We start from the raw sequence: 21,520 nt of genomic DNA on the forward strand, positions 1-21,520 counted from the left end.
GGTTTAATCCAATAAAAATCAAGGAATTAATTTTCATCCAGGTAGGATGACAGGAAAAACTCCATGTACCTTTTCGCCATTTCATCCTCTTCCTTCAGCCAAATTTGCCGGGCACTGTCCAATACGCCTGCCTCTTCGACAAAGGCAAAAAGCCCCATAAATGCTGCTATACGTACATAATTGGCCCTGTGACTTCCTGCCAACTTCAGGAGATTGGCAATCGCCAGCTCCGAACCCTCCCCGGGTAGCTTGGCGAAATAATCCCCATAATACCCCAAATAGTAGTACAAAGCCTGACCCCGGATCTGATCCAACTTTTCATGAAACCAGCCTCCCTTACCAGGGATTTCTTCTGCAATGAAATAATTGGCAAGGGCTACTACCATCCGGATGTTCTTTTCCTCCATGAACCTGGCCGCCACTTCTTCCCGGTTGATATTTTCTTCGGTCTCTAGATAGGCCCCCAAAGCTGCTCCCGCCACATAATAAGAAGGATGGTTCATCCACCTCAAAAACGAAGGGGAATACTTTTCCCCGTCTATCAGGGCAAGCAGTTCTATCGCTCCTAACCTAACGGTATTCTTTGGATCATTTTCTGCAATCTCAAACAACTTCTCCTCCAGATTATCAATGAAAAGCAGCCATTCCGGATGTAAGGAAATTTTCATGATGGCCAATTCCCTGATGGCCCAAAATCCGTCCTCCAACCCTTTGCCCATCAATTCAGCCACATCTTTGTCCTCAGCAAACATGCTGGCCAAACTGTCCAGTGCCTCATAGCGGGCAAGCCCTAAAACTGAGGTTCTGTATTGATTGATAAAATGCTGCTTCCCTCTGTAAGAAACCTTTTCTGCCAATATTTCAGCTGCTTCATCCACATAGAGCTCGGTTACCGGTGCACCATTATCTACAGCAAACTGCTGCCAGGCTTTATCCAAGACCAGTTCTTTCTCAAAGCGTTTCCCCTCATGGTACCAACTCACTTTAAATGGTATCCTATATAAAGGTGTATTGCTCAGGTCCTGACGCTGGGCAACGGTCAGGAGCAGGTTCTCGGGCTGGCTGTAATCTACTTCATATTCTAAAATAGGATGTCCCGACGCCAAAAACCATTGGTTGAAAAACCAATTCAAATCCATACCTGTCACTTCCTCAAATGCCAACCTGAGGTCATGCACTTCCACTGCCTTGAAGGCATGTTTGGTGAGGTAATGGTTCAAAGAAGCAAAAAAAGCGTCATCCCCCAGATGCCTTCTTAACATATGCAATATCCTTCCCCCTTTGGCATAAGAATGGCTGTCAAACATATCCTCCCCATTTTCGTGGTAAAACCGGATCAGGTCCACCTGCTTTTCTTTGGATTCATCCAAGTATTGCTCCATTTCTGATACATGATGCATGTCCGCATCATCCTTGCCGTTTTTGTACTCATACCAGAGGTATTCGGAGTAATTGGCAAAAGCTTCATTCAAGGTGAGGTTGGCCCAAGATTCATTGGTAACCAAATTGCCAAACCACTGATGAAAGAGCTCATGGGCAATGATACCGTCCCATTCTGAATCAATTGCCTCCCGCTCATTGAGGTTAAGCTCTTCCATAAAAACCGAAATGGTGGTATTTTCCATAGCACCCGATACGAAGTCCCGCACCACCACCTGGTCATAGCGCTGCCAGGGATACTTAACTCCCAATATCTCGGAGAAAAAACCGATCATTTCCGGAGTATTTCCAAAAACTTTTTTTGCCCCGCTCTCAAATTCCTTTTCAACATAATAATTGACCTGCATGCCCTCCCAGCTATCTTTCACCTCCACAAAATCTCCTACTATAACCGCTGCCAGATAAGGCGCATGGGGGAGGTCCATTACCCAATGATCTGTTCTCGTGCCATCTCCATTCGCTTTACTTGATTTCAAAAGGCCATTGCTCAAGGTTCGGTACTTGGCATCTACCGTCAACCTTAATTCCTGTGTCACCCTTTCGTTGGGTGAGTCAATTGTGGGGAACCATTTGGAATTGTGTTCTGTCTCTCCCTGGGTCCAAATTTGGGTAGGTTTATTTTTTTCCTCACCTCTTGCATTGATAAAATAGAGGCCCTTGGTATCCGTGATGGCTTTGCTTCCACCTCCGGCATTTTCATTGGGATGGGCAGTGTATTTTATTTTCACCTTGATTGTATCCTTCCTGGTGAGGGTTGTGGGAAGATAAAGGGTAAGCTGTCTTCCATTGTAGCTAAAATTCAGTGCCTCCTCCTCTTTCTTTCCCATCATCCAGACATTGTGGACTTCAAAATCTTTGGCATCCAATACCAGTTCGTTTTGCGGAAAAAAATAAGGTTTCAAGGAGAGTTCCGCCTGCCCATGGACCAATTCCTTTTCATAATCAAAAGACAGGTCCAACGCGGTATGCAAGAGGTCAAAATCTCTTCTTCTGGTTTCCTGATAGGCTGAAATCTTATTTTCCAGCCCCCTGATCAAGTCCTGCTTTTTATTGCTTTCTTCAAGTAAATCCGCAGCAGCGAGCTCCTGTGGGGGGATTTCATTATTTACCAATGTGTTTTTGGTACTTTGACAGGACCAAAAAACAAACCATAAAAGGAGCAAACTCAGTTTTGGCTTCCAGATTCTCATGAAAATGGTTTTTAAAGATTTATCGTATATCTTAGCGCAAAATAATAGAAATGTATTCAGTAAGCATTAAAAATTCAGTCTTTGAGGTAGAAAAGTCCAAGGATCAGTATTTGGTAAACGGAAAAATCCTGGATTGGAGCATCTCAAAAGTCAGGGATAGACACTATCACGTTCTTCAAAACGGGAAGTCGTTTAATCTTGAAGTGGTGCATGTAGACCAGGAAAATAAAACCATCAAGTTGAAGCTGAACAATAAACCCTGCGAAGTGACACTGAAAGATAAATTTGATCTTCTTTTGGAAAAGCTTGGCATGAACATGCAGCACCAAAATTCCGCTAAGGACATCAAAGCACCTATGCCGGGCCTGATCTTCGATATCAAGGTGCAGGAAGGTGATACCGTAAAAAAAGGAGATCCAGTCCTTATATTGGAAGCCATGAAAATGGAAAACATCCTGAAATCCCCGGGAGATGGAACAGTCAAATCCATCAAAATCAAAAAAGGGGACAGTGTAGAAAAAAATCAGGTACTCATCCAATTTTAAAGGTAGTCTTTTCAGATTTCCTGATGAAGCACTTATATTTGTCGGATTTATCAATCGACAAGTTCAATCCAAACTCCTTTTTCAATTACCTAATTCAACAATGAAATACAACAGAATATTACTCAAACTGAGCGGCGAGGCATTGATGGGTGAAAAAAACTACGGCATTGATTCCAACCGGCTGGAACAATATGCACAGGAAATCAAAAAAGTGAAAGACCTGGGCGTAGAAATCGCCATTGTAATCGGAGGTGGTAATATTTTCAGAGGGGTACAGGCAGAAAAAACAGGTATAGACCGTGTTCAGGGAGATTACATGGGCATGTTGGCCACTTTGATCAATGCCATGGCCCTGCAGAGCGCCTTGGAACAAAACGGTATGTTTACCCGCTTGATGTCCGGTATCAAGGTAGAAAGTGTCTGCGAACCATTCATCAGAAGACGGGCCATCAGACACCTTGAAAAAGGAAGGATCGTAATTTTTGGAGCAGGTATTGGTAACCCCTATTTTACCACGGATTCCACAGCCTCCCTGAGGGCGATTGAAATTGAAGCCGATGTGGTATTGAAGGGAACAAGGGTAGATGGGGTTTATACTGCTGATCCTGAAAAAGACAAAACAGCAACAAAATATTCACAACTGTCCTTTCAGGAAGCTTATGAAAAAAACCTGAACATCATGGACATGACCGCGTTTACTTTATGTCAGGAAAACAACCTGCCTATTGTGGTATTTGATATGAATAAACCGGGCAATCTTCAAAAGATTGTAGCTGGTGAGGATATAGGAACATTAATAACTTCAAAATAATCCAGTAACACATGGAAGAGATTCAATTATTCCTGGACGAAGCCAAAGAGATGATGCAAAAAGCAGTAGATCATACTGCTGCAGAATTGGTAAAAATCAGAGCCGGAAAGGCCATGCCCAATATGTTGGACGGAATTATGGTGCCTTATTATGGCTCCCCTACCCCGCTTCAGCAAGTCGCTTCTGTCACCACCCCAGATGCGAGGACTTTGGCTATCAAACCTTGGGAAAGAAACCTGATTTCCGAAATTGAACGCGCCATTATCAATTCCGACCTGGGTCTGGCCCCTCAAAATAACGGTGAAATGGTAATCCTGACCATACCACCTTTGACAGAGGAAAGAAGAAAAACCTTGGTAAAACAGGCCAAACAAGAATGTGAAAACGGTAAAATTTCCGTTAGGACTGTAAGAAAAGACATCAATGACTCACTCAAAAAACTCCAAAAAGACGGAGCACCTGAAGATGAAGTCAAAAGGGCAGAAGATGTGGTCCAGAAATACACGGATCAATATTCGGCCAAAATTGATGACCTGCTGAGCAAAAAAGAGGCAGAGATCATGACGGTCTAAAAAACCTACTGAGTATAAGTTCTTCCAAGGAAAATCTTGGAAGAACTTTTTTTTTACTCTTAATCTGCAATACAGATGTCCAAATCAGAAAAAGAAAAAATGCTCGCGGGAGAAGTTTACAACAGCCGGGATCCAGAGCTTCTGGAGAGATATCATATTGCCAGAGCGCTCCTGCTGGAATTCAATCAGACGAGTTCAAGAAACCTCGGGAGAAAATCCGAATTGCTGAATGAATTATTGGGAGAAGTAGGGGAAGGAGTATGAATTGAGGCACCTTTTTATTGTTATTACGGGAAAAATACCCGGTTAGGCAAAAATACTTTTTTAAATTTCAATTGCCTGCTTCTGGATGACAACCTGAAGCCCGAGACCAAGATTGCCGATATTGGCTGCGGAACAAGAGGTCAGACCATGATCTTGGCCCAACATGCACCTGGACAGATCACCGCCATAGATTAGTGTCCGAAATTTATTGATCAGTTGAATGCCCATGTAGCCCAGCTCAAACTCCAACAACGGTTAAAAGGTGTTCCGGGATCCATGGAAAACCTGCCTTTTCAAGAGGAGGAACTGGATCTGATTTGGTCAGAGGGTGCTATTTATAATATAGGCTTTGAAAAGGGATTGAAGGAGTGGAAGAAATTTTTGAAAAAAGGAGGCTATATTGCGGTAAGCGAGGCTTCCTGGTTTACAGAGGAAAGGCCCAAAGAAATCCAGGACTATTGGGACAATGCCTATTCTGAAATTGATACGATTCCCAATAAAGCCGCCCAACTCCAAAAGGCCGGCTATATCCCCGTAGCATTTTTTATCCTTCCTGAAAACTGTTGGACAGACAATTATTATGTTCCCCAAACCAAATTCGAGAAAGATTTTTTAAACAAACACAAAGGCAATCCTACTGCCAAGGGATTTATCGATGAAATCAGAAAAGAAATTCGGTATTATTCCCAATACAAGGATTATTATGGCTATGCATTTTATATTGGAAAGAAGATTTGAGGCGGTGATTTCAAATCAATCAAAGGAAGAATCATGAACACCTTTGAAAATATTAAAATCAGTGAATAAAATGGTATCTTCCTAAGGAAATCACAGCGGGAGGGGCGGACATGGGGCTGATCCCGCAGTTGTGAATTGCTTTCAAAATGGTATCTTCCTAAGGAAATCACAGCTTTATCAGGCGGTTACATAGATATTTTTATGTTGTGAATTGCTTTCAAAATGGTATCTTCCTAAGGAAATCACAGCTCCGATTTAGGGAGCAGAAAGGGCAGCTTTGTTGTGAATTGCTTTCAAAATGGTATCTTCCTAAGGAAATCACAGCGCCACATTGCAAAGGCAGATCGAGGAAGCTGTTGTGAATTGCTTTCAAAATGGTATCTTCCTAAGGAAATCACAGCTGTCTGCTATCATTGCTTACACCGCCCAGGTTGTGAATTGCTTTCAAAATGGTATCTTCCTAAGGAAATCACAGCTAATTGATCTGGATTCCCTTTTCGCAGATCGTTGTGAATTGCTTTCAAAATGGTATCTTCCTAAGGAAATCACAGCACCGAAGTGATTGGATTGATTCGTCCTTAAGTTGTGAATTGCTTTCAAAATGGTATCTTCCTAAGGAAATCACAGCCAGCCAGCCCACGTTGTCGCGCCCTACCAGGTTGTGAATTGCTTTCAAAATGGTATCTTCCTAAGGAAATCACAGCGGTGAAAATTGGACTTTGAGGCCAACCCCTGTTGTGAATTGCTTTCAAAATGGTATCTTCCTAAGGAAATCACAGCAAATCACATTGGATTTATCAAAGGTTCATTGTTGTGAATTGCTTTCAAAATGGTATCTTCCTAAGGAAATCACAGCTACCATTAGAACAAAAATCTTTTGTCCTTGTTGTGAATTGCTTTCAAAATGGTATCTTCCTAAGGAAATCACAGCAACGAAACAACAAATTATATTACGTTATGTGTTGTGAATTGCTTTCAAAATGGTATCTTCCTAAGGAAATCACAGCTTATCCTCCGGAATGTAATTGGCACCCATAGTTGTGAATTGCTTTCAAAATGGTATCTTCCTAAGGAAATCACAGCAGAATTTTATTGGCCGCAATCTGGGCTTCTGTTGTGAATTGCTTTCAAAATGGTATCTTCCTAAGGAAATCACAGCGAAAAAAGTGAGTTTTTTGGATTAATATATGTTGTGAATTGCTTTCAAAATGGTATCTTCCTAAGGAAATCACAGCCTTCGTTTCTTCGATTGAGAAGCAATATGTGTTGTGAATTGCTTTCAAAATGGTATCTTCCTAAGGAAATCACAGCACATGGACAGCAAGAACGTCAGGAACTACTGTTGTGAATTGCTTTCAAAATGGTATCTTCCTAAGGAAATCACAGCGGAAAGCATAGCACATATACTACTTTTCATGTTGTGAATTGCTTTCAAAATGGTATCTTCCTAAGGAAATCACAGCTCTTAAAGAGGTGGCTTTATGTTTCCACCCGTTGTGAATTGCTTTCAAAATGGTATCTTCCTAAGGAAATCACAGCATTGCCATGGATATTGCCAATCAATATCCTGTTGTGAATTGCTTTCAAAATGGTATCTTCCTAAGGAAATCACAGCATTATGCCTCCGGCCAATACCCAGTTATTGGTTGTGAATTGCTTTCAAAATGGTATCTTCCTAAGGAAATCACAGCCCGAACTTGGCTGAGGAGCATATCTCGCCAGTTGTGAATTGCTTTCAAAATGGTATCTTCCTAAGGAAATCACAGCTTCTGTTTACATGAGCATTCCTCAGGCTGTGTTGTGAATTGCTTTCAAAATGGTATCTTCCTAAGGAAATCACAGCCCATAAAAACAGGGGTAACTACGAGTGCAAGTTGTGAATTGCTTTCAAAATGGTATCTTCCTAAGGAAATCACAGCCATATTCCTCTTTGTAAGTACCCGTAATCAGTTGTGAATTGCTTTCAAAATGGTATCTTCCTAAGGAAATCACAGCCTGCTTGCCATCGACTACCAGTCGGACGCGGTTGTGAATTGCTTTCAAAATGGTATCTTCCTAAGGAAATCACAGCTGCAGAGGATGATGTTATTGTTCTGAATCCGTTGTGAATTGCTTTCAAAATGGTATCTTCCTAAGGAAATCACAGCTCCTGCCTGTGAACGGATGCTCCAAAAACTGTTGTGAATTGCTTTCAAAATGGTATCTTCCTAAGGAAATCACAGCCTATGGCTACAAATCCCACATGCGCATTGAGTTGTGAATTGCTTTCAAAATGGTATCTTCCTAAGGAAATCACAGCCACCAAGCACCGCCAAAAAGAGCTTCAGGAGTTGTGAATTGCTTTCAAAATGGTATCTTCCTAAGGAAATCACAGCTCTTCAAAAACAGTTTCACCAGTAGTATTGGTTGTGAATTGCTTTCAAAATGGTATCTTCCTAAGGAAATCACAGCTTATAGAGCTTGGCCAGTTTGTAAGCATCAGTTGTGAATTGCTTTCAAAATGGTATCTTCCTAAGGAAATCACAGCGCATCCAAAGCAAAGGCAATCAGCAAACTCGTTGTGAATTGCTTTCAAAATGGTATCTTCCTAAGGAAATCACAGCGCAAGGCAGGTGATCTCCTTTGGTTAAGGGGTTGTGAATTGCTTTCAAAATGGTATCTTCCTAAGGAAATCACAGCAAGTCGCAGAAGTACCGGGTACGTCAGCTTGTTGTGAATTGCTTTCAAAATGGTATCTTCCTAAGGAAATCACAGCCCTGGAACTCCAACCCCTGGGTCTGGGTAAGTTGTGAATTGCTTTCAAAATGGTATCTTCCTAAGGAAATCACAGCGGCACTTGTTAGGGGAGGGTGGACAGATGCGTTGTGAATTGCTTTCAAAATGGTATCTTCCTAAGGAAATCACAGCTGAGTTCTTCCAGTTCTTTTTCTCTAAGGGTTGTGAATTGCTTTCAAAATGGTATCTTCCTAAGGAAATCACAGCGCCCGCTATCACCTCATCATCAGAAAGCAGGTTGTGAATTGCTTTCAAAATGGTATCTTCCTAAGGAAATCACAGCCAGTTCGGGAGAAGCCATTGCCAATATGATGTTGTGAATTGCTTTCAAAATGGTATCTTCCTAAGGAAATCACAGCTTTTTAGGTTAAGCCAGCAATACAACATATGTTGTGAATTGCTTTCAAAATGGTATCTTCCTAAGGAAATCACAGCGCAACTTCTCAAAAATTAGAAGCCAATGTAGTTGTGAATTGCTTTCAAAATGGTATCTTCCTAAGGAAATCACAGCTTTTTAGGTTAATCCAGCAATACAAGATATGTTGTGAATTGCTTTCAAAATGGTATCTTCCTAAGGAAATCACAGCGTTATAACATCAACATCATCCAAAAGTCCGTTGTGAATTGCTTTCAAAATGGTATCTTCCTAAGGAAATCACAGCATACCCCACGCTAAGTGACTGGTATGCTGTATTTTATGTGCTAAAATAGAAAATAAAAAATAATAGGAAATGGAAGAAGGGGTAACAGACCTGTCAGGTTTTCAAAACCTGACAGGTCTTTGATTTAACTTTTCCTAAGTTTCGAACTTTGGAAAAGGTTTACTACTCTTTTCAAAACAATTCTAACTGTTGCGAGGGCGGCTCTGTCTCCTGCTTCTTTGTCCCATAAAAAATCTCCATCATCCCAAACTGTTTATCTGTAATGGCCATAATTCCCACCTTCCCTTTGGGCGGCAAATTCTTTTTGGTTCTTTTAATATGAACTTCTGCATTTTCCCTACTGGCACAAAATCTCATATAAATCGAAAACTGGAACATGGCAAAACCATCGTCCAGCAACTTTTTCCGGAAAGAAGTGGCAATTTTTCTATCCTTCCGGGTTTCGGTTGGTAGGTCAAAAAAAACTAAAACCCACAAACTCCTATACTGATTAAGTCTTGAAAAATACTTCTCATCCATATTCCGGGTAAATGATCTTTCTACTGATTCCCGCAAAGCATTCAAACAGAGAGGATGTCGTCCGGGAAGCGGCTACCATTAAGGGACTTTTTTGACCGTCAATTTTCACATCCAGAGCAGGAATACTGAGTAATTCCTTTTTAAGTTCAGTGCTCAGTTCTGAATAATCGTCCTGTGTTTCCACTATATGAGATACCATCAAGTCCACATAAGGCCGATAAGGCTCCATAATATCATCCGCCAAACAATAAGCATTGTATTTATTTCTATGCCAAATTCCCACTCCTGGAAGCATACCGGAAGATACCAAGGCCCTTGCAATTACAGCCCTCAAAATCGCATAACCATAATTGAGCAAATTATTAGGGGGGATTCCTGCCTGGGCTCTGTTAAAATCAGGTATATCAAATAATTCTTGCCAGTAAATAGCCGCTGCCTGGGCTTCATGATTGCCTGAATCGCCTGAGTTGACATTTTTATAAAGATATTCCATGCGCTTGGACTCCTTTCCTTTTTCCTGCAAAAGCGCATGCTGGTTTTTAATTTTAGCAGTGACAGTTTGCTGCCAGAGGTTTTTCTTTAAAGGTTGGGAAGCTTCTAATTGATATCTTACCCTCTCAGTCTGTTCAGTATGCCCTTGCATGGGCAAGAGCAAACCTTCCGGTAAATGCTGTGCATTGCAAGAAACAATAGCAACTTTCCGATCGGTAAGTTTTGCTAAAAGTCCATTAGTGATTGTTATTTGCTGATTTTCCAACACAATCATCCCCAAGTCTTCTATAGGAACTGTCCTGTCAACCTTATCCGCTTCAGGGAAACTGATATGCAGTTGTTCATTTTTGGTGCTGAGGTAGGCAGGATTGCCGAAAAAGAGGGTTCTTTTGATCATGTTTTTTTAAGTTAAAAGACCTGACAGGTTTCTAAAACCTGTCAGGTCTGACTATTTCTTATTCCAAATTTTTATTCATCAACCATTCCTTTTTCATCTCCATCATATTCCGTACATGCTCCCAACCGTCAAAGAAATTGGTTAAATAGTCTCTATCTAAATTTGAAGGCTTATTGAAGTTTTCGTAAGCATGCCAGCTGGACCATTTCCAATTTTGATGATCTTTTACAAAACCGTGTTTCACTGGATTTAAGTGGATATAAAGGAAAGTTTCCTGCCATTGACGTTCGTCGAGAATTGGAGTTCTTTTGAATGCGCGAATAAACAAATTTCCTTTCCTTTCAAATCTCTTATTGATTGCCTTTGTGTATGAGTTGAAAAAATCTGTAAATCCTTTTATAGCTGGATTTTTTGAGGGATGCTTGATCAAACCTGTCAGGTTTTGAAAACCTGACAGGTTTGAGTCCGGCCTTACTCCCACCAAAAAATGAAAATGATTTGGCATCAGGCAATAAGCATAGGTATCTACGACTTCGCCGAGGTACTTGGCATACTTCTGGAGGAAAAACTTATAATTCTCCTCCTCCAGAAATATATTTTCCCTGCCATTAGCGTGGTTATAGATATGATTAGATTGTCCTATTTCCATTTTTTACATTAAGATGAATATGAAAGTCCCTTTACCAAAGTCTTTGAACTTTGGTAAAGCGGCCACTTGATGAAAGAACTCTTATAATTGTTTTTCCTTCTCCATTCCATTAGCAGGGTTTTAGATATAGCTTGAGTATTTTAATTCAAAGTATATTGCCAGTTCGATCAACAATAACTTTTCGACATTTATCCTTGATCATCAATCCATTAACAGATCGTTCTGTTTTATTTAAAGCAGAAAATTCAACTTTGTTAACAATTGGAGTTGATACATCATGTTTTACAAAAAAGCATTGAGGACCTGAGGAGCTCACCATTTTATATATTCTATCTACTTGCTCTTTAAGAAGATTATTAAAATCTAAAGAATTAAGATCCTCATCATGTTCCGGAACATAAACCAGTTCGTTTGGTGAAAGATGAAAGAGTAATTTATCTCCTTTTTCATTGACCAAGGGTACAGGTCCTTCTCCTTGCTTAAGCCTTTCCATGACCACATTAAATGGAATGGTCTCATAACTCCTTTTCCCGTCTTCATTTACATAGATAGCAAAGAATAGGTTTGTCCCTTTTGCTGCCTCTACGAACTTAGAATGTTTGTTTCCAACAAAACCAACCTGGAACTTATTGCCCTTTGGCTCATACGTCCTAACCTTATAAATAGGCTGATGATATTTTCCTCCATTAAGGGCTTGGATATTCTGGTTCATTTCTTCTATCCCCTCTGGAGTAAACGCCAAGGTTTCAGCTGGAATTAACTTACCTTTTTCATCCCTTATACCCTCATATTTAGACAAATGATTTAAGAGTATCTTCCTGATGCCTGTATCAGTCACTGATTGGATTTTCTTTTCACTGAATGAAGTGTCCAAACTCACTCTGGAAGCAGCTAGATCCTCTTCAAAATAATAAACCTCAATTTTTGACACATCCTTTCCCTCAAACAGGTAGTTTCTATCTTTGAAATATTTGAGCAATAGTTTCTTGTCATACTTCAACTTAACAAGCTCTGCAATCTTCTTTTTAAGCTTTTTGTCCAATATGTTTTCAGGATTTTCCAAGGCTGCACTGAGAGAAACTGATTTCACGTTTCTTAAGCTTACGATGCCTGAAACAGTATCCTTATGCATAGGTTTTCTAATAGCCCAAGAATCTCCTTTCGTCTGTCTGGTCAAAGCTTTAATTGGATTTCCTTGACTGTCAATTCTAAGTTTACCGTTCTCATCTTTATAGCTTAAATATTTGTTGCTTGTCTTATTAATCACTCTCAGGTTTTGCTTGAAGCTAACCACAATTCGCTCCAAACTGTCTTTAGCCTCTTGGGTAAAGGAATACCATGGTTTCAAAAACACCCATTCAAAATTTTCATTGGAGTGTCCATTAGTTTTCTTATAACATAGTTTTTGTTTAAGATCAAATCTTCTTTTCTGCTTCTCCTCTTTACCTTTATAGTTCTTACCCAATGCGTGTTCATTATTAAGATAGTTGACATGGTCACGCGTTGCACAAGCAATCACCAATGCGTCCATAGCATGATGTCTGTGGTCTATCCTTTTTTTCTGGAAACCTTTCGAATATTCCAAAGGAACCGTGGGCAAGAATTTTCGGTGGTTCTCATTCCAAGAAGTAAAAGCAGTAGTCCCTGTGATTTGATTCATTCTTTCAAATCTTGGCAGAATCAAGTCGTTCCAAACATCATTCAATCCCCAATCCTGCTTCAGCGCTGAGGTTATTTTTCCATTTACAGGAATGACATTTTTAGAATTGAACCCGGTATCATTTTCCTCAGACCGTACGATATTGGATAGGATGGATGTTATGAATTTACTGATATAGCGGGTATCATTCATTTGTCTCTCCACCATTTGCTCAGGCAATTCATCCATTAAAAGCCTCCTTTTCTTAGCTGGATTTTTAGCATAATTATCCTGAACAAAAGCCTTGTAGGCGATTTCGGAAAAAATCTCGACCTCCTCACCAAACCCTAAGGAAACCCTTTGTCCATGAAAACTCTTAATGAATTCTAAGCCAAGCAGATTATCCTTGAGTTTATTTACTGCTGATTCACAGATCACTTTATTACTCAAGCTATCGTCAAAATACCTAGATTGGGGAATTATATGTTCTATCTCATAAGCAGGAGTAAACAGTTTATTTAAAGGAATAGGTTTTCCTGTATATGGTGACATATATTTTTGTTCCAACCAGAGTTTGTAGCGCTGCAAATCTGATTTTGAAGGCTGTGCAGTTTTACTGATTTTTAGAATATCATCTGGTACCTCAAGATTGGACTTCAAAACCCCCTCTTCATAAATTTTAAGTATTTCCTGTTGCATTGGTGAATAAGGCCGCACATTTTCAACTGAAGGATCATGAAGAAGCTCCATCAATAATGATCTAATCCTTAAATTGGTATTTTCATTTTCGGTAATCTGATTGGTCAACCTTGCACGCTGCTCAGCAGGATTTTTCATTTCCCTTCCTAACTCCACATGGATTTCATCAAAAAAGTCTTTTTTTCCATATCCATACTTATCCCAAATATCCTTTACCACTCTTAAAGTTTCCAGTACCACCTGCTCAACAATAGGATTTCTCAAGGAATGTTGCTTGAATTCTTGAATATATTGTGCCATTTCGTCACTCGAATTCCATTTGATCAATTCTGAGGCTTCCGAATGACGACCATATAACAAATAACTTGCAAACCACACAGGTAGACCTTGGAAATCCTGAATACTCTGAAAATCTTTGGACAACTCCCTGATCTTATCTTTGAGATCCGGATCATATTCACCTGTAAGGATTTTTTCTATTCTTTGTCTGGTTTGTTCATCGATAACCTCCTCAACCCACTTAGACCCAAACCGCATCAAGGACAGAAGTTTTTTAATGGCTTTCAGCGAATAAGATGCATACTCACTTTTAAAAGGCGGGATTTTTTTGAAATTTTCCACAAAAGAATTGACCTCAAGCCCATTCTTTCTTGCAAATTTCTTTAGCGCTTTTTCAAATTCAATTTTATCCCTAACTGAGTAGACAAGATGCCAGAGGGATTCTTCAAATTGCTCTGTGTACATCTCTAAGCCAAATCCGTTAACCTTCCCTAATCTTTTTAGGAATTCTGCCCTTGTTGTATTTACCGGGTACGTTTTTGATTCGCCTTTCTCAGAATCATATACATAATTCCATCTAAACTTGCCAACCTGTGACTTTAAATCTTTCCCTTTATACCCATCCATTGTTAAAAGGAATGTCATCAATTTAGAGCAATCTACCTCTGATTGAGCCATCAAATAATCAAAAAGTGCCTGTGTCTTATCCTGTGTGCCCAAAAAATCCACCGTCACATCCTTATCATCTTCTTTTCTGATAATCCTGAGATTAGAAATCCACTGCAACAACCTAAACTCCTGAAATAAAGGATGGGACTTGGGAGTGACCTTATAAGGAACTGCCTTTTTGACCCCTTCTATTTCGAAAGTTTTGAACTCCAATGAACAATTCCCAATGCTGGATTTTTGGCTTCGCAAAGGTCTTTGATAAAAGATAATATCATCAATCAAAAGGTGAACTATGTCCTTATTACCGAGAAAATTCTGATGGGAATGATTATGCTTATACAATTCCCTTATACAATCACCAAATAAATCAGGATCGCTTAGTTCGGGATGAAATTTTTGTTGTGAAGCCAAGATCTGCTTCAATTCATCTTTATAAAATTTCCGCTCGATAGTCCTAACCAGCTGCCCTTTAATTTTTTGATTTGGATTGGCTAGCAGATTTTCATAAATAAACTGGCCAACGGTTTTGGAGGAGTCTAATATTTCTTTTTCGGTCTTCTTTTTTCTTAAACCCCAGTCGTCTTCACTTGGAGCACGAAAGCTTCTTTTCGGATTTCCTTCTTTATCTAGTTTTGGATTTCCAAGATCATCTATATCAGTTGTAACAATAAAATCCCTAGTTTTCCCCAACCAATCATCTAGAGGGACTTTGCTAGGCCTTCGATAAACCCATCCATTCTCAAGCGTTAAAGAATACCAAGTATCACCCTTTTTATTAGGCGAATCATCCACCTTTATATCTATCACTTTTAAAGAATAAAATTCTTCGAGCTTATTGGGCTTTTCCTCTTCATCCTCTCCCCTTAATTGATAATATCCACGCTTCTGATTGAAGTTTAGGATTATCCAGGCCAATTCTCCCTTCTCTATTCTTTGAGTCAATGCTTTTTTTCTTAAAAAGTAAATCGTCCAATCATAAGGCACCTTCCTTTCTCCTTCCAAAAGGCCTTGCTGCGAAATTTTAAATTCATCCAACATCTCATTAAAAGAAGACTTGAAAAGAAAATCGCCATTATTATATGCTATTTTGGGCTCAGTCCCTTCCAAAAATTTACCTAGCTTTTCACTAAAATCAATTTGTTCCGCATAGTGCGCAGGTAAAAACCCAAGGATATTTAAAACTCTATTCAAACGTTCCCTCCTTAACAAATAGCGTTCCCTGAGTCTCCGAACGCTTCTAAGCTTAGTTCTTTCAGCAGTTTGGGACACAGAATTGCCCTTATCGAATTCCCCCAAAACATCCTGACCCATTGGAATGATCCTTGAACCCATTCCTACAATTTTTCCTTGCTTTTTTTCGAAATCATGTTCTATTAGCGCCCATCCAATTGAATTTGTCCCCAAATCCAACCCTAAAATTTTTTTCATAATCTTTTAAAAATTCATATTAACACCTATATTAGTCGAACCATTTTGAAGCAATTCACAATAAGGATTATTCCGTTGTGAAAACATCTAAGAGGGCCCCATCTGTTATACAGTTGGGGTCGTTATTTTAACCCGACATTAAAATAGGGTTTAGTTTTAAATAAAAAAATACCCAGTGCAGGGTATTTTTGTGTTTTAGACGGTCATTGTCTGAAAAAATCCTCTCAAAGAATGAAAAAATTAAACTTTTCCAAAAAAAATACCCAATTTAAATTATCCCCTTCACCAGCCTCACCAATTTCTCCCCGGCTTGATTGGCTACGGCAACTACCTCTTCATGGGTAAATTCCTTGGCAACTTTTGGAATACTCTCATTGGTAATCACGGAAAAAGCAATGACCTTCATGCCCATCTGACAGGCGGCAATAATCTCCGGCACTGTACTCATCCCCACAGCATCTGCTCCGATGATCCGCATGTACCGGATTTCTGATTTGGTTTCTAATTTGGGACCCTGTACTCCCACATATACTCCTTTTCTCAAGGGTAAATCCCAATTTTGGGCCACTTCAACTGCCATTTGGGACCAGGACGGATCCATAGGTTCGGACATATCGGGAAATCTTGGCCCAAATTCATCAAGGTTCCTGCCCCTTAAGGGATTGTCAGGAAGTAAACTGATGAAATCCTCAATAAGCATGATATCCCCTGCCCCAAAATCAGGATTCAACCCTCCCGCAGCATTGGTCACAATTAACCTTTGTACTCCCAGCAAGCGTAGGACACGTAGAGGGAATATCACCTTTTCCATGGAATATCCTTCGTAATAATGGAAGCGGCCGTTCATGGCAACTACTTTTTTACCCTCCAAATACCCAAATACAAGTTCCCCGGAATGCCCTTCTACGGTAGAGACCGGAAAACCTGGTATTTGGCAATAAGGAATCCTATGGAGAACCTGTATCTCCTTGACCAAACCACCAAGTCCTGACCCCAGGATAATTCCCGTCTCAGGTGCAAAAGAGATTTTGTCTCTTAAATATTCCGCAGCTTCTTTTAGCATCATTCAAATTTGTACAAAATACAAGATACCCTCTTGTATGCATTCGTAATGGTAAATTGTGGAAAACTTAAGCCTTAAACCTTAGTCTATTAAACAATTTCGCTAAAACTTAACCAATACTCCCCTATACCAACTTGACCAATTCACGGATAATCAGACTCATTCTGGGTTCCGCTTTGGCTGCACCTGCTAATACTTCCTCTATCCGTACTTTTTTGATTTTTCCCGGATAGCATAGGTCGGTAATGGCAGAAATCGCAAACACAGGAAGATCCATATGCCTGGCCACAATCACTTCCGGAATAGTACTCATCCCTACGGCATCCCCTCCGATGATCCGGAGGTATTTATACTCTGCTTTGGTTTCCAGGTTGGGCCCCTGAACTCCAGCATACACCCCCTGATGTACCCTAAGCTGATGCGCTTCCCCAATTTTCATAGCACTTTCTACCAAGGAAAGGTCATAAGGCTCGGACATATCCGGAAACCTCACCCCAAACTCATTCAGGTTTTTGCCCCGGAGCGGGTTTTCAGGAAACAGATCGATATGGTCATGGATGACCATCAGGTCTCCCACTTCAAACTTGGGGTTAAGTCCTCCGGCAGCATTGGATACAAAAAGTTGTCTGATGCCCAACATTTTCATCACCCTTACAGGAAATGTTACCTCCTTCATGGAATAGCCTTCATAGTAATGAAACCTCCCTTGCATGGCTACCACGGATTTTCCCGAAAGTTTCCCTATGATCAGTTTCCCCTTGTGGCTCTCCACCGTGGAAACCGGGAAAAACGGGATTTCCTGATAAGGGATTTCTATCTGAATTTCTATATTGTGGATCAATTGCCCAAGGCCTGTTCCAAGGATAATCCCTACTTCCAAAGGGCAATCGAATTGTTGACGGATATACTCAAAAGCTTGTTTGATCTGATCGCTGTATGTCATATTGGGTTCTTCCTTCATGTCTCTCAAATTTTGCCCAAGGTAAGCAATAATGTTTTTTTGACCATAATTTTTGAACAAATAGGAAACTAATTGGCTTGTGAGTTTGTAATTAGCAACATACGATCTGAAACCCCTCTCTATGATCAAGATTATTGTAGGAACCAATAGAAAAAACTCCCTTTCCCTTGCCATAGCCCATCTTTATCAGGAAATATTGAAGCAAAAAGGTGCTGAATCAGAAATTTTGAACCTGATAGATTTGCCCCATGATTTTGTGTTTTCGGCTTTGTATGACCGGAATGGTAAAAATCCGAAATACAATGCCTTCCATGAAAAAGTAAAAACAGGTGACAAGTTTGTTTTTATCGTTCCGGAATACAACGGTTCATTTCCAGGTGTCCTCAAGGCTTTTATAGACGGCATGACCTATCCCAACTCCTTTAGGAACAAAAAGTGTGCTTTGGTGGGTATTTCTTCCGGAATAGGCGGGGGTGGCATCGCATTGAGCCACCTCACCGACATCTTCCATTACCTGGGGATGCATGTACTTGCCCTCAAAATTAAACTGGCTAAAATTGAGGAAAATATGTCAGATAACCTGCTCACCAACAGGCTGTACATGGAATTGCTTCAATCCCAGGCGGAAATGTTGATTAACTTTTGAAGTTAATCAACATTGTCATGCAAGAACCTATTGTTCTTCAAGAACTCATTTTCATCTGTCAGGTTGAACCTGGAAATGCTTCTTTCTGAGCTGTGCTGCACATCAGAAAGCTTGACCTGCTTACGGACAAAAGCGGGGACTTCCAATTTTTCCTTAAATTCTTCAGGGCTTTGGTTGTAAGACTTTAGGTTCTTGAGACGCTCAAAACGCTCATAAGCTTTCTGAATGGCTTTTTGTCTCAACTGCTCATAATAGTCGTTGCCATAATGTGCAGGCGCTTCTTCTTTTTTCTCTTCTGAAGGGAATACTGGTCTCTCTTCTCTCTCGGAAGGAAGTTCAAAAACCACTTTCTTGGTTTCGGAAGCTGCAGGTACAAACTCAAATTCGCTGGTCTCCGCTTCTTCCTCTTCAAGGTCGATTAATTTATTTACAGCCTCAGCTTTTCTCTCTTCGATCAGCGGCTGGTTAAAGTCATCGGATTTTTTTTCTTCATTGGCAGGAGTGAAAATAGGCTTCTGGAAAGTGAAGGTAAAAGTCTGACCTGCTCCTGCCAATGCGTCCTCATCCACTTTGGAAGTCTTGCCTGATTCCAGGTCAATCACTTTTTTTATTGATTCCTGCTCTTCGGTTGAAGACCTTTGTTCAATCTTTGTTTCAGTTTCTTTTGCCGGACTTACTTCACTCAGCTTTCCCATTTCAAAACCCGTAGCAATTACAGTCACCCGGATACCTTTACCGAGCTCCTGGTCAATTCCCTGACCGAAGATCACATCTGCATTGTCACCGGCCCTTTCCTGGATATATTCAGTGATTTCACTCAGTTCGTCCATGGACAACTCATCTTCCTCCCCGGACATGATGGAAAGCAGGATTTTCTGAGCGCCTTTGATATCTACGTTATTGAGCAAAGGAGAAGCAATGGCTTTCTCTGCTGCCCTGATAGCCCTTCCATCGCCTTCTTCCGTGGCAGAACCCATCACAGCCGCACCGGCATCCTTCATCACCGTCTTCACATCTTCAAAATCCACGTTCACATCCTGGTGTACGGTAATGATTTCGGCAATAGATTTTGCAGCTGTAGTCAACACATTATCAGCTTTGGCAAAAGCAGAACGGATAGCCAGGTTTCCATAAATTTCCCTCAACTTGTCGTTCAAAATCACCAATACTGTGTCACAGCTTTCCTTCAAGGCTTCAATTCCTTGTTGGGCCGCTTGCATTTTCTTTCTTCCTTCGAAAACAAATGGCGCAGTCACTATACCCACTGTCAGGATATCCATATCCTTGGCAATTTTAGCAATCACAGGAGCTGCACCTGTACCGGTACCACCTCCCATTCCGGCAGTGATAAATACCATTTTGGTATTGTCGGACAATAAAGTCCTAATATCTTCTTTGCTCTCGAGGGCCGCACTTCTTCCTTTTTCAGGATTTGCGCCGGCACCCAGACCTTCAGTAAGGTTGGCACCGAGCTGGAGCTTTAAAGGAACCGGGCTGCTTTTCAATGCCTGGGCATCGGTATTGACAACCACAAACTCTACATCCTTGATGCCCATGTTGTACATATGGTTCACGGCATTGGAACCACCTCCCCCCACACCAATCACCTTGATAATTGACTTGTGGTTCTTGGGTAAATCGAACTGGTAATCTTTCATGTTATCTGACGTTTAAAATATGTTGGTGAATGAATAGTAGTTCAAAATCAGTAAGAAGGGAAATGATAGGCAAAGCCCATCATCTCCCCGGTATGATAAGCCCTAGTAATTATTATCTTCCTGGATATCACTGGTGATGATATCCTTCAATTTTATCCTCATTTTGGTGAAAATATTGGATGCCAGCTCATTGGTCTTCAGCCTTTGTTCCGGTCTGGCAACCACCTCAATTTCATAACGCTTTCTATAGGTCTCTTCCCTTTCGTCAAAGGACTTGAATCCGGCAAGCACCAATCCTACCGAAGTAGCATACATTGGACTCTTGATTTCATCAATCTTGCACTTGCCCAAGTGCTCATTGGGATAGCCGATACGGGTATCCAACCCGGTCATGTATTCAAATAGCTGGGCTACTCCTGAAAGCAAAGCACCACCGCCGGTAAGGACTATACCTCCGGCTAATTTTTTATAGTGACCACTGGCAACCAGTTCATTTTGTACATGCTCGATGATCTCTTCCATCCTTGCCTGAATGATGGCTGCGAGGTTTTTGATGGAAATTTCTTTAGGCGGCCTATTTCTCAATCCAGGTATGGAGACGATTTCATTGGGGTTGGCTTCTTCGGCAATGGCCTTACCGAACTTGGTTTTAAGCAACTCGGCCTGATTGTGCAGTACCATGCAGCCTTCTTTGATATCGGAGGTGATGATGTTGCCCCCCAAAGGAATTACTGCTGTATGACGTATGATATTATCATAAAATATGGCGATATCCGTTGTGCCACCCCCAATATCCACAAGGCATACGCCCGCTTCTTTGTCTTCTTCACTTAGGACAGATAAGGAACTTGCCAAAGGCTCAAGTATAAGGTCCTTGGAAACCAGGTTTGCCCTTTTAACACATCTGTTGATATTATTGATGGCAGTGGTCTGTGCAGTGATGATATGGAAATCTGCCTCTAGTTTAGATCCTGACATTCCAACGGGATCCTTGATGCCATCTTCATAGTCTACGGTATAATCCTGTGGCATGACATGGATGATGGTATTTCCCGGAGGTACGACAATGTTTTCCATATCATTGGCCAGACGTCTCACATCTTCGATGGTGATTTCATCTTGATTGGACTTTCTGATGATAGAGCCATGCTGTACGGTGCTTTTGATGTGCTGTCCTGCAATACCCACAATCACATTGGCAATGTCCACTTCTGCCATATCTGAAGCATCTGCCACAGCCTTTTGAATAGCATTGACAGTCTTGTCTATATTGGTGACAATTCCGCGGATTACCCCATCGGAAACTGCCTTACCCATACCCAAAACTTCAAGTTTTCCAAATTCATTCTTGCGGCCAACCACCGCACAGATTTTGGTCGTACCAATGTCAAGTCCTACAATAAATTTGTCGTTTTCCATAGCAT

The 21,520-nt window shown here is 40.8% G+C and carries 16 protein-coding genes and 1 CRISPR repeat array; of the genes, 6 read left to right on the top strand and 10 right to left on the bottom strand.

Going from position 1 to position 21,520, the window contains the following annotated elements:
- Window positions 1–26: 26 nt before the first annotated feature.
- Entirely contained in the window at window positions 27–2,630 is a 2,604-nt protein-coding gene (locus BC751_RS00815; RefSeq protein ID WP_130273882.1) for a M1 family metallopeptidase, read from the bottom strand.
- A gap of 50 nt (window positions 2,631–2,680) precedes the next feature.
- On the opposite strand from BC751_RS00815, the gene BC751_RS00820 reads away from it, so the two are divergent.
- The 4 genes from BC751_RS00820 to BC751_RS00835 all read left to right on the top strand — a co-directional run bounded on the left by BC751_RS00820 (window position 2,681) and on the right by BC751_RS00835 (window position 4,822).
- Window positions 2,681–3,175: an acyl-CoA carboxylase biotin carboxyl carrier protein subunit gene (locus BC751_RS00820; protein ID WP_130273883.1), complete on the top strand. Its 495-nt coding sequence runs from the start codon at window positions 2,681–2,683 to the stop codon at window positions 3,173–3,175.
- Window positions 3,176–3,275: 100 nt separating this feature from the next.
- Window positions 3,276–3,986 (top strand): UMP kinase, encoded by a 711-nt coding sequence (gene pyrH, locus BC751_RS00825; RefSeq protein ID WP_130273884.1) that lies wholly within the window; start codon window positions 3,276–3,278, stop codon window positions 3,984–3,986.
- A gap of 11 nt (window positions 3,987–3,997) precedes the next feature.
- Complete coding sequence (gene frr / locus BC751_RS00830; RefSeq protein WP_130273885.1) at window positions 3,998–4,558, top strand: ribosome recycling factor; 561 nt, start codon at window positions 3,998–4,000, stop codon at window positions 4,556–4,558.
- Window positions 4,559–4,633: 75 nt separating this feature from the next.
- Entirely contained in the window at window positions 4,634–4,822 is a 189-nt protein-coding gene (locus BC751_RS00835; protein WP_130273886.1) for a maltose acetyltransferase domain-containing protein, read from the top strand.
- A gap of 60 nt (window positions 4,823–4,882) precedes the next feature.
- Here the strand turns inward: BC751_RS00835 and BC751_RS21990 are convergent, their stop codons facing one another.
- Complete coding sequence (locus BC751_RS21990) at window positions 4,883–5,074, bottom strand: hypothetical protein (protein WP_207226977.1); 192 nt, start codon at window positions 5,072–5,074, stop codon at window positions 4,883–4,885.
- 24 nt (window positions 5,075–5,098) lie between these two features.
- Here BC751_RS21990 and BC751_RS00840 point away from each other — a divergent pair, with 24 nt between their 5' ends.
- The gene (locus BC751_RS00840) at window positions 5,099–5,560 is read left to right on the top strand and encodes a class I SAM-dependent methyltransferase (RefSeq protein WP_242617322.1); all 462 of its coding nucleotides are present in this window, start codon (window positions 5,099–5,101) and stop codon (window positions 5,558–5,560) included.
- Between the two features lie 127 nt (window positions 5,561–5,687).
- Window positions 5,688–8,997: a CRISPR direct-repeat array (repeat unit 46 nt; unit sequence GTTGTGAATTGCTTTCAAAATGGTATCTTCCTAAGGAAATCACAGC).
- A gap of 171 nt (window positions 8,998–9,168) precedes the next feature.
- Here BC751_RS00840 and cas2 read toward each other — a convergent pair.
- The 6 genes from cas2 to BC751_RS00870 form a co-directional block, all read right to left on the bottom strand.
- Window positions 9,169–9,516, bottom strand: coding sequence for a CRISPR-associated endonuclease Cas2 (gene cas2, locus BC751_RS00845; protein ID WP_130273887.1), 348 nt, complete (start codon window positions 9,514–9,516; stop codon window positions 9,169–9,171).
- Window positions 9,509–10,405, bottom strand: coding sequence for a type II CRISPR-associated endonuclease Cas1 (cas1, locus tag BC751_RS00850; RefSeq protein ID WP_130273888.1), 897 nt, complete (start codon window positions 10,403–10,405; stop codon window positions 9,509–9,511). Before cas1 ends, cas2 begins: the two co-directional genes overlap by 8 nt.
- A gap of 58 nt (window positions 10,406–10,463) precedes the next feature.
- Window positions 10,464–11,054, bottom strand: a complete 591-nt coding sequence (locus tag BC751_RS00855; protein WP_130273889.1) for a transposase — start codon at window positions 11,052–11,054, stop codon at window positions 10,464–10,466.
- Between the two features lie 145 nt (window positions 11,055–11,199).
- Window positions 11,200–15,768: a type II CRISPR RNA-guided endonuclease Cas9 gene (gene cas9, locus BC751_RS00860; RefSeq protein ID WP_130273890.1), complete on the bottom strand. Its 4,569-nt coding sequence runs from the start codon at window positions 15,766–15,768 to the stop codon at window positions 11,200–11,202.
- Window positions 15,769–16,036: 268 nt separating this feature from the next.
- Entirely contained in the window at window positions 16,037–16,834 is a 798-nt protein-coding gene (locus tag BC751_RS00865) for a purine-nucleoside phosphorylase (protein ID WP_341272813.1), read from the bottom strand.
- Window positions 16,835–16,955: 121 nt separating this feature from the next.
- Complete coding sequence (locus BC751_RS00870) at window positions 16,956–17,792, bottom strand: purine-nucleoside phosphorylase (protein WP_130273891.1); 837 nt, start codon at window positions 17,790–17,792, stop codon at window positions 16,956–16,958.
- A 121-nt stretch (window positions 17,793–17,913) separates the two neighbouring features.
- On the opposite strand from BC751_RS00870, the gene BC751_RS00875 reads away from it, so the two are divergent.
- Window positions 17,914–18,438: an NADPH-dependent FMN reductase gene (locus tag BC751_RS00875; RefSeq protein WP_130273892.1), complete on the top strand. Its 525-nt coding sequence runs from the start codon at window positions 17,914–17,916 to the stop codon at window positions 18,436–18,438.
- A gap of 2 nt (window positions 18,439–18,440) precedes the next feature.
- On the opposite strand, the gene ftsZ is transcribed toward BC751_RS00875, so the two are convergent.
- Together ftsZ and ftsA are read right to left on the bottom strand one after the other, a co-directional pair.
- Window positions 18,441–20,096, bottom strand: coding sequence for a cell division protein FtsZ (ftsZ, locus tag BC751_RS00880; protein WP_130273893.1), 1,656 nt, complete (start codon window positions 20,094–20,096; stop codon window positions 18,441–18,443).
- Between the two features lie 102 nt (window positions 20,097–20,198).
- Complete coding sequence (gene ftsA / locus BC751_RS00885) at window positions 20,199–21,515, bottom strand: cell division protein FtsA (RefSeq protein ID WP_130273894.1); 1,317 nt, start codon at window positions 21,513–21,515, stop codon at window positions 20,199–20,201.
- Window positions 21,516–21,520 lie beyond the last annotated feature (5 nt).

The sequence above is a fragment of the Cecembia calidifontis genome (genome assembly GCF_004216715.1).
Classification (GTDB): Bacteria; Bacteroidota; Bacteroidia; order Cytophagales; family Cyclobacteriaceae; genus Cecembia_A; species Cecembia_A calidifontis.

Coding starts and splice junctions, on each gene's coding strand:
- BC751_RS00815 (WP_130273882.1), bottom strand. CDS start 2,630: ATGAGAATCTGGAAGCCAAAACTGAGTTTGCTCCTTTTATGGTTTGTT.
- BC751_RS00820 (WP_130273883.1), top strand. CDS start 2,681: ATGTATTCAGTAAGCATTAAAAATTCAGTCTTTGAGGTAGAAAAGTCC.
- pyrH (WP_130273884.1), top strand. CDS start 3,276: ATGAAATACAACAGAATATTACTCAAACTGAGCGGCGAGGCATTGATG.
- frr (WP_130273885.1), top strand. CDS start 3,998: ATGGAAGAGATTCAATTATTCCTGGACGAAGCCAAAGAGATGATGCAA.
- BC751_RS00835 (WP_130273886.1), top strand. CDS start 4,634: ATGTCCAAATCAGAAAAAGAAAAAATGCTCGCGGGAGAAGTTTACAAC.
- BC751_RS00840 (WP_242617322.1), top strand. CDS start 5,099: ATGGAAAACCTGCCTTTTCAAGAGGAGGAACTGGATCTGATTTGGTCA.
- cas2 (WP_130273887.1), bottom strand. CDS start 9,516: ATGGATGAGAAGTATTTTTCAAGACTTAATCAGTATAGGAGTTTGTGG.
- cas1 (WP_130273888.1), bottom strand. CDS start 10,405: ATGATCAAAAGAACCCTCTTTTTCGGCAATCCTGCCTACCTCAGCACC.
- BC751_RS00855 (WP_130273889.1), bottom strand. CDS start 11,054: ATGGAAATAGGACAATCTAATCATATCTATAACCACGCTAATGGCAGG.
- cas9 (WP_130273890.1), bottom strand. CDS start 15,768: ATGAAAAAAATTTTAGGGTTGGATTTGGGGACAAATTCAATTGGATGG.
- BC751_RS00865 (WP_341272813.1), bottom strand. CDS start 16,834: ATGATGCTAAAAGAAGCTGCGGAATATTTAAGAGACAAAATCTCTTTT.
- BC751_RS00870 (WP_130273891.1), bottom strand. CDS start 17,792: ATGAAGGAAGAACCCAATATGACATACAGCGATCAGATCAAACAAGCT.
- BC751_RS00875 (WP_130273892.1), top strand. CDS start 17,914: ATGATCAAGATTATTGTAGGAACCAATAGAAAAAACTCCCTTTCCCTT.
- ftsZ (WP_130273893.1), bottom strand. CDS start 20,096: ATGAAAGATTACCAGTTCGATTTACCCAAGAACCACAAGTCAATTATC.
- ftsA (WP_130273894.1), bottom strand. CDS start 21,515: ATGGAAAACGACAAATTTATTGTAGGACTTGACATTGGTACGACCAAA.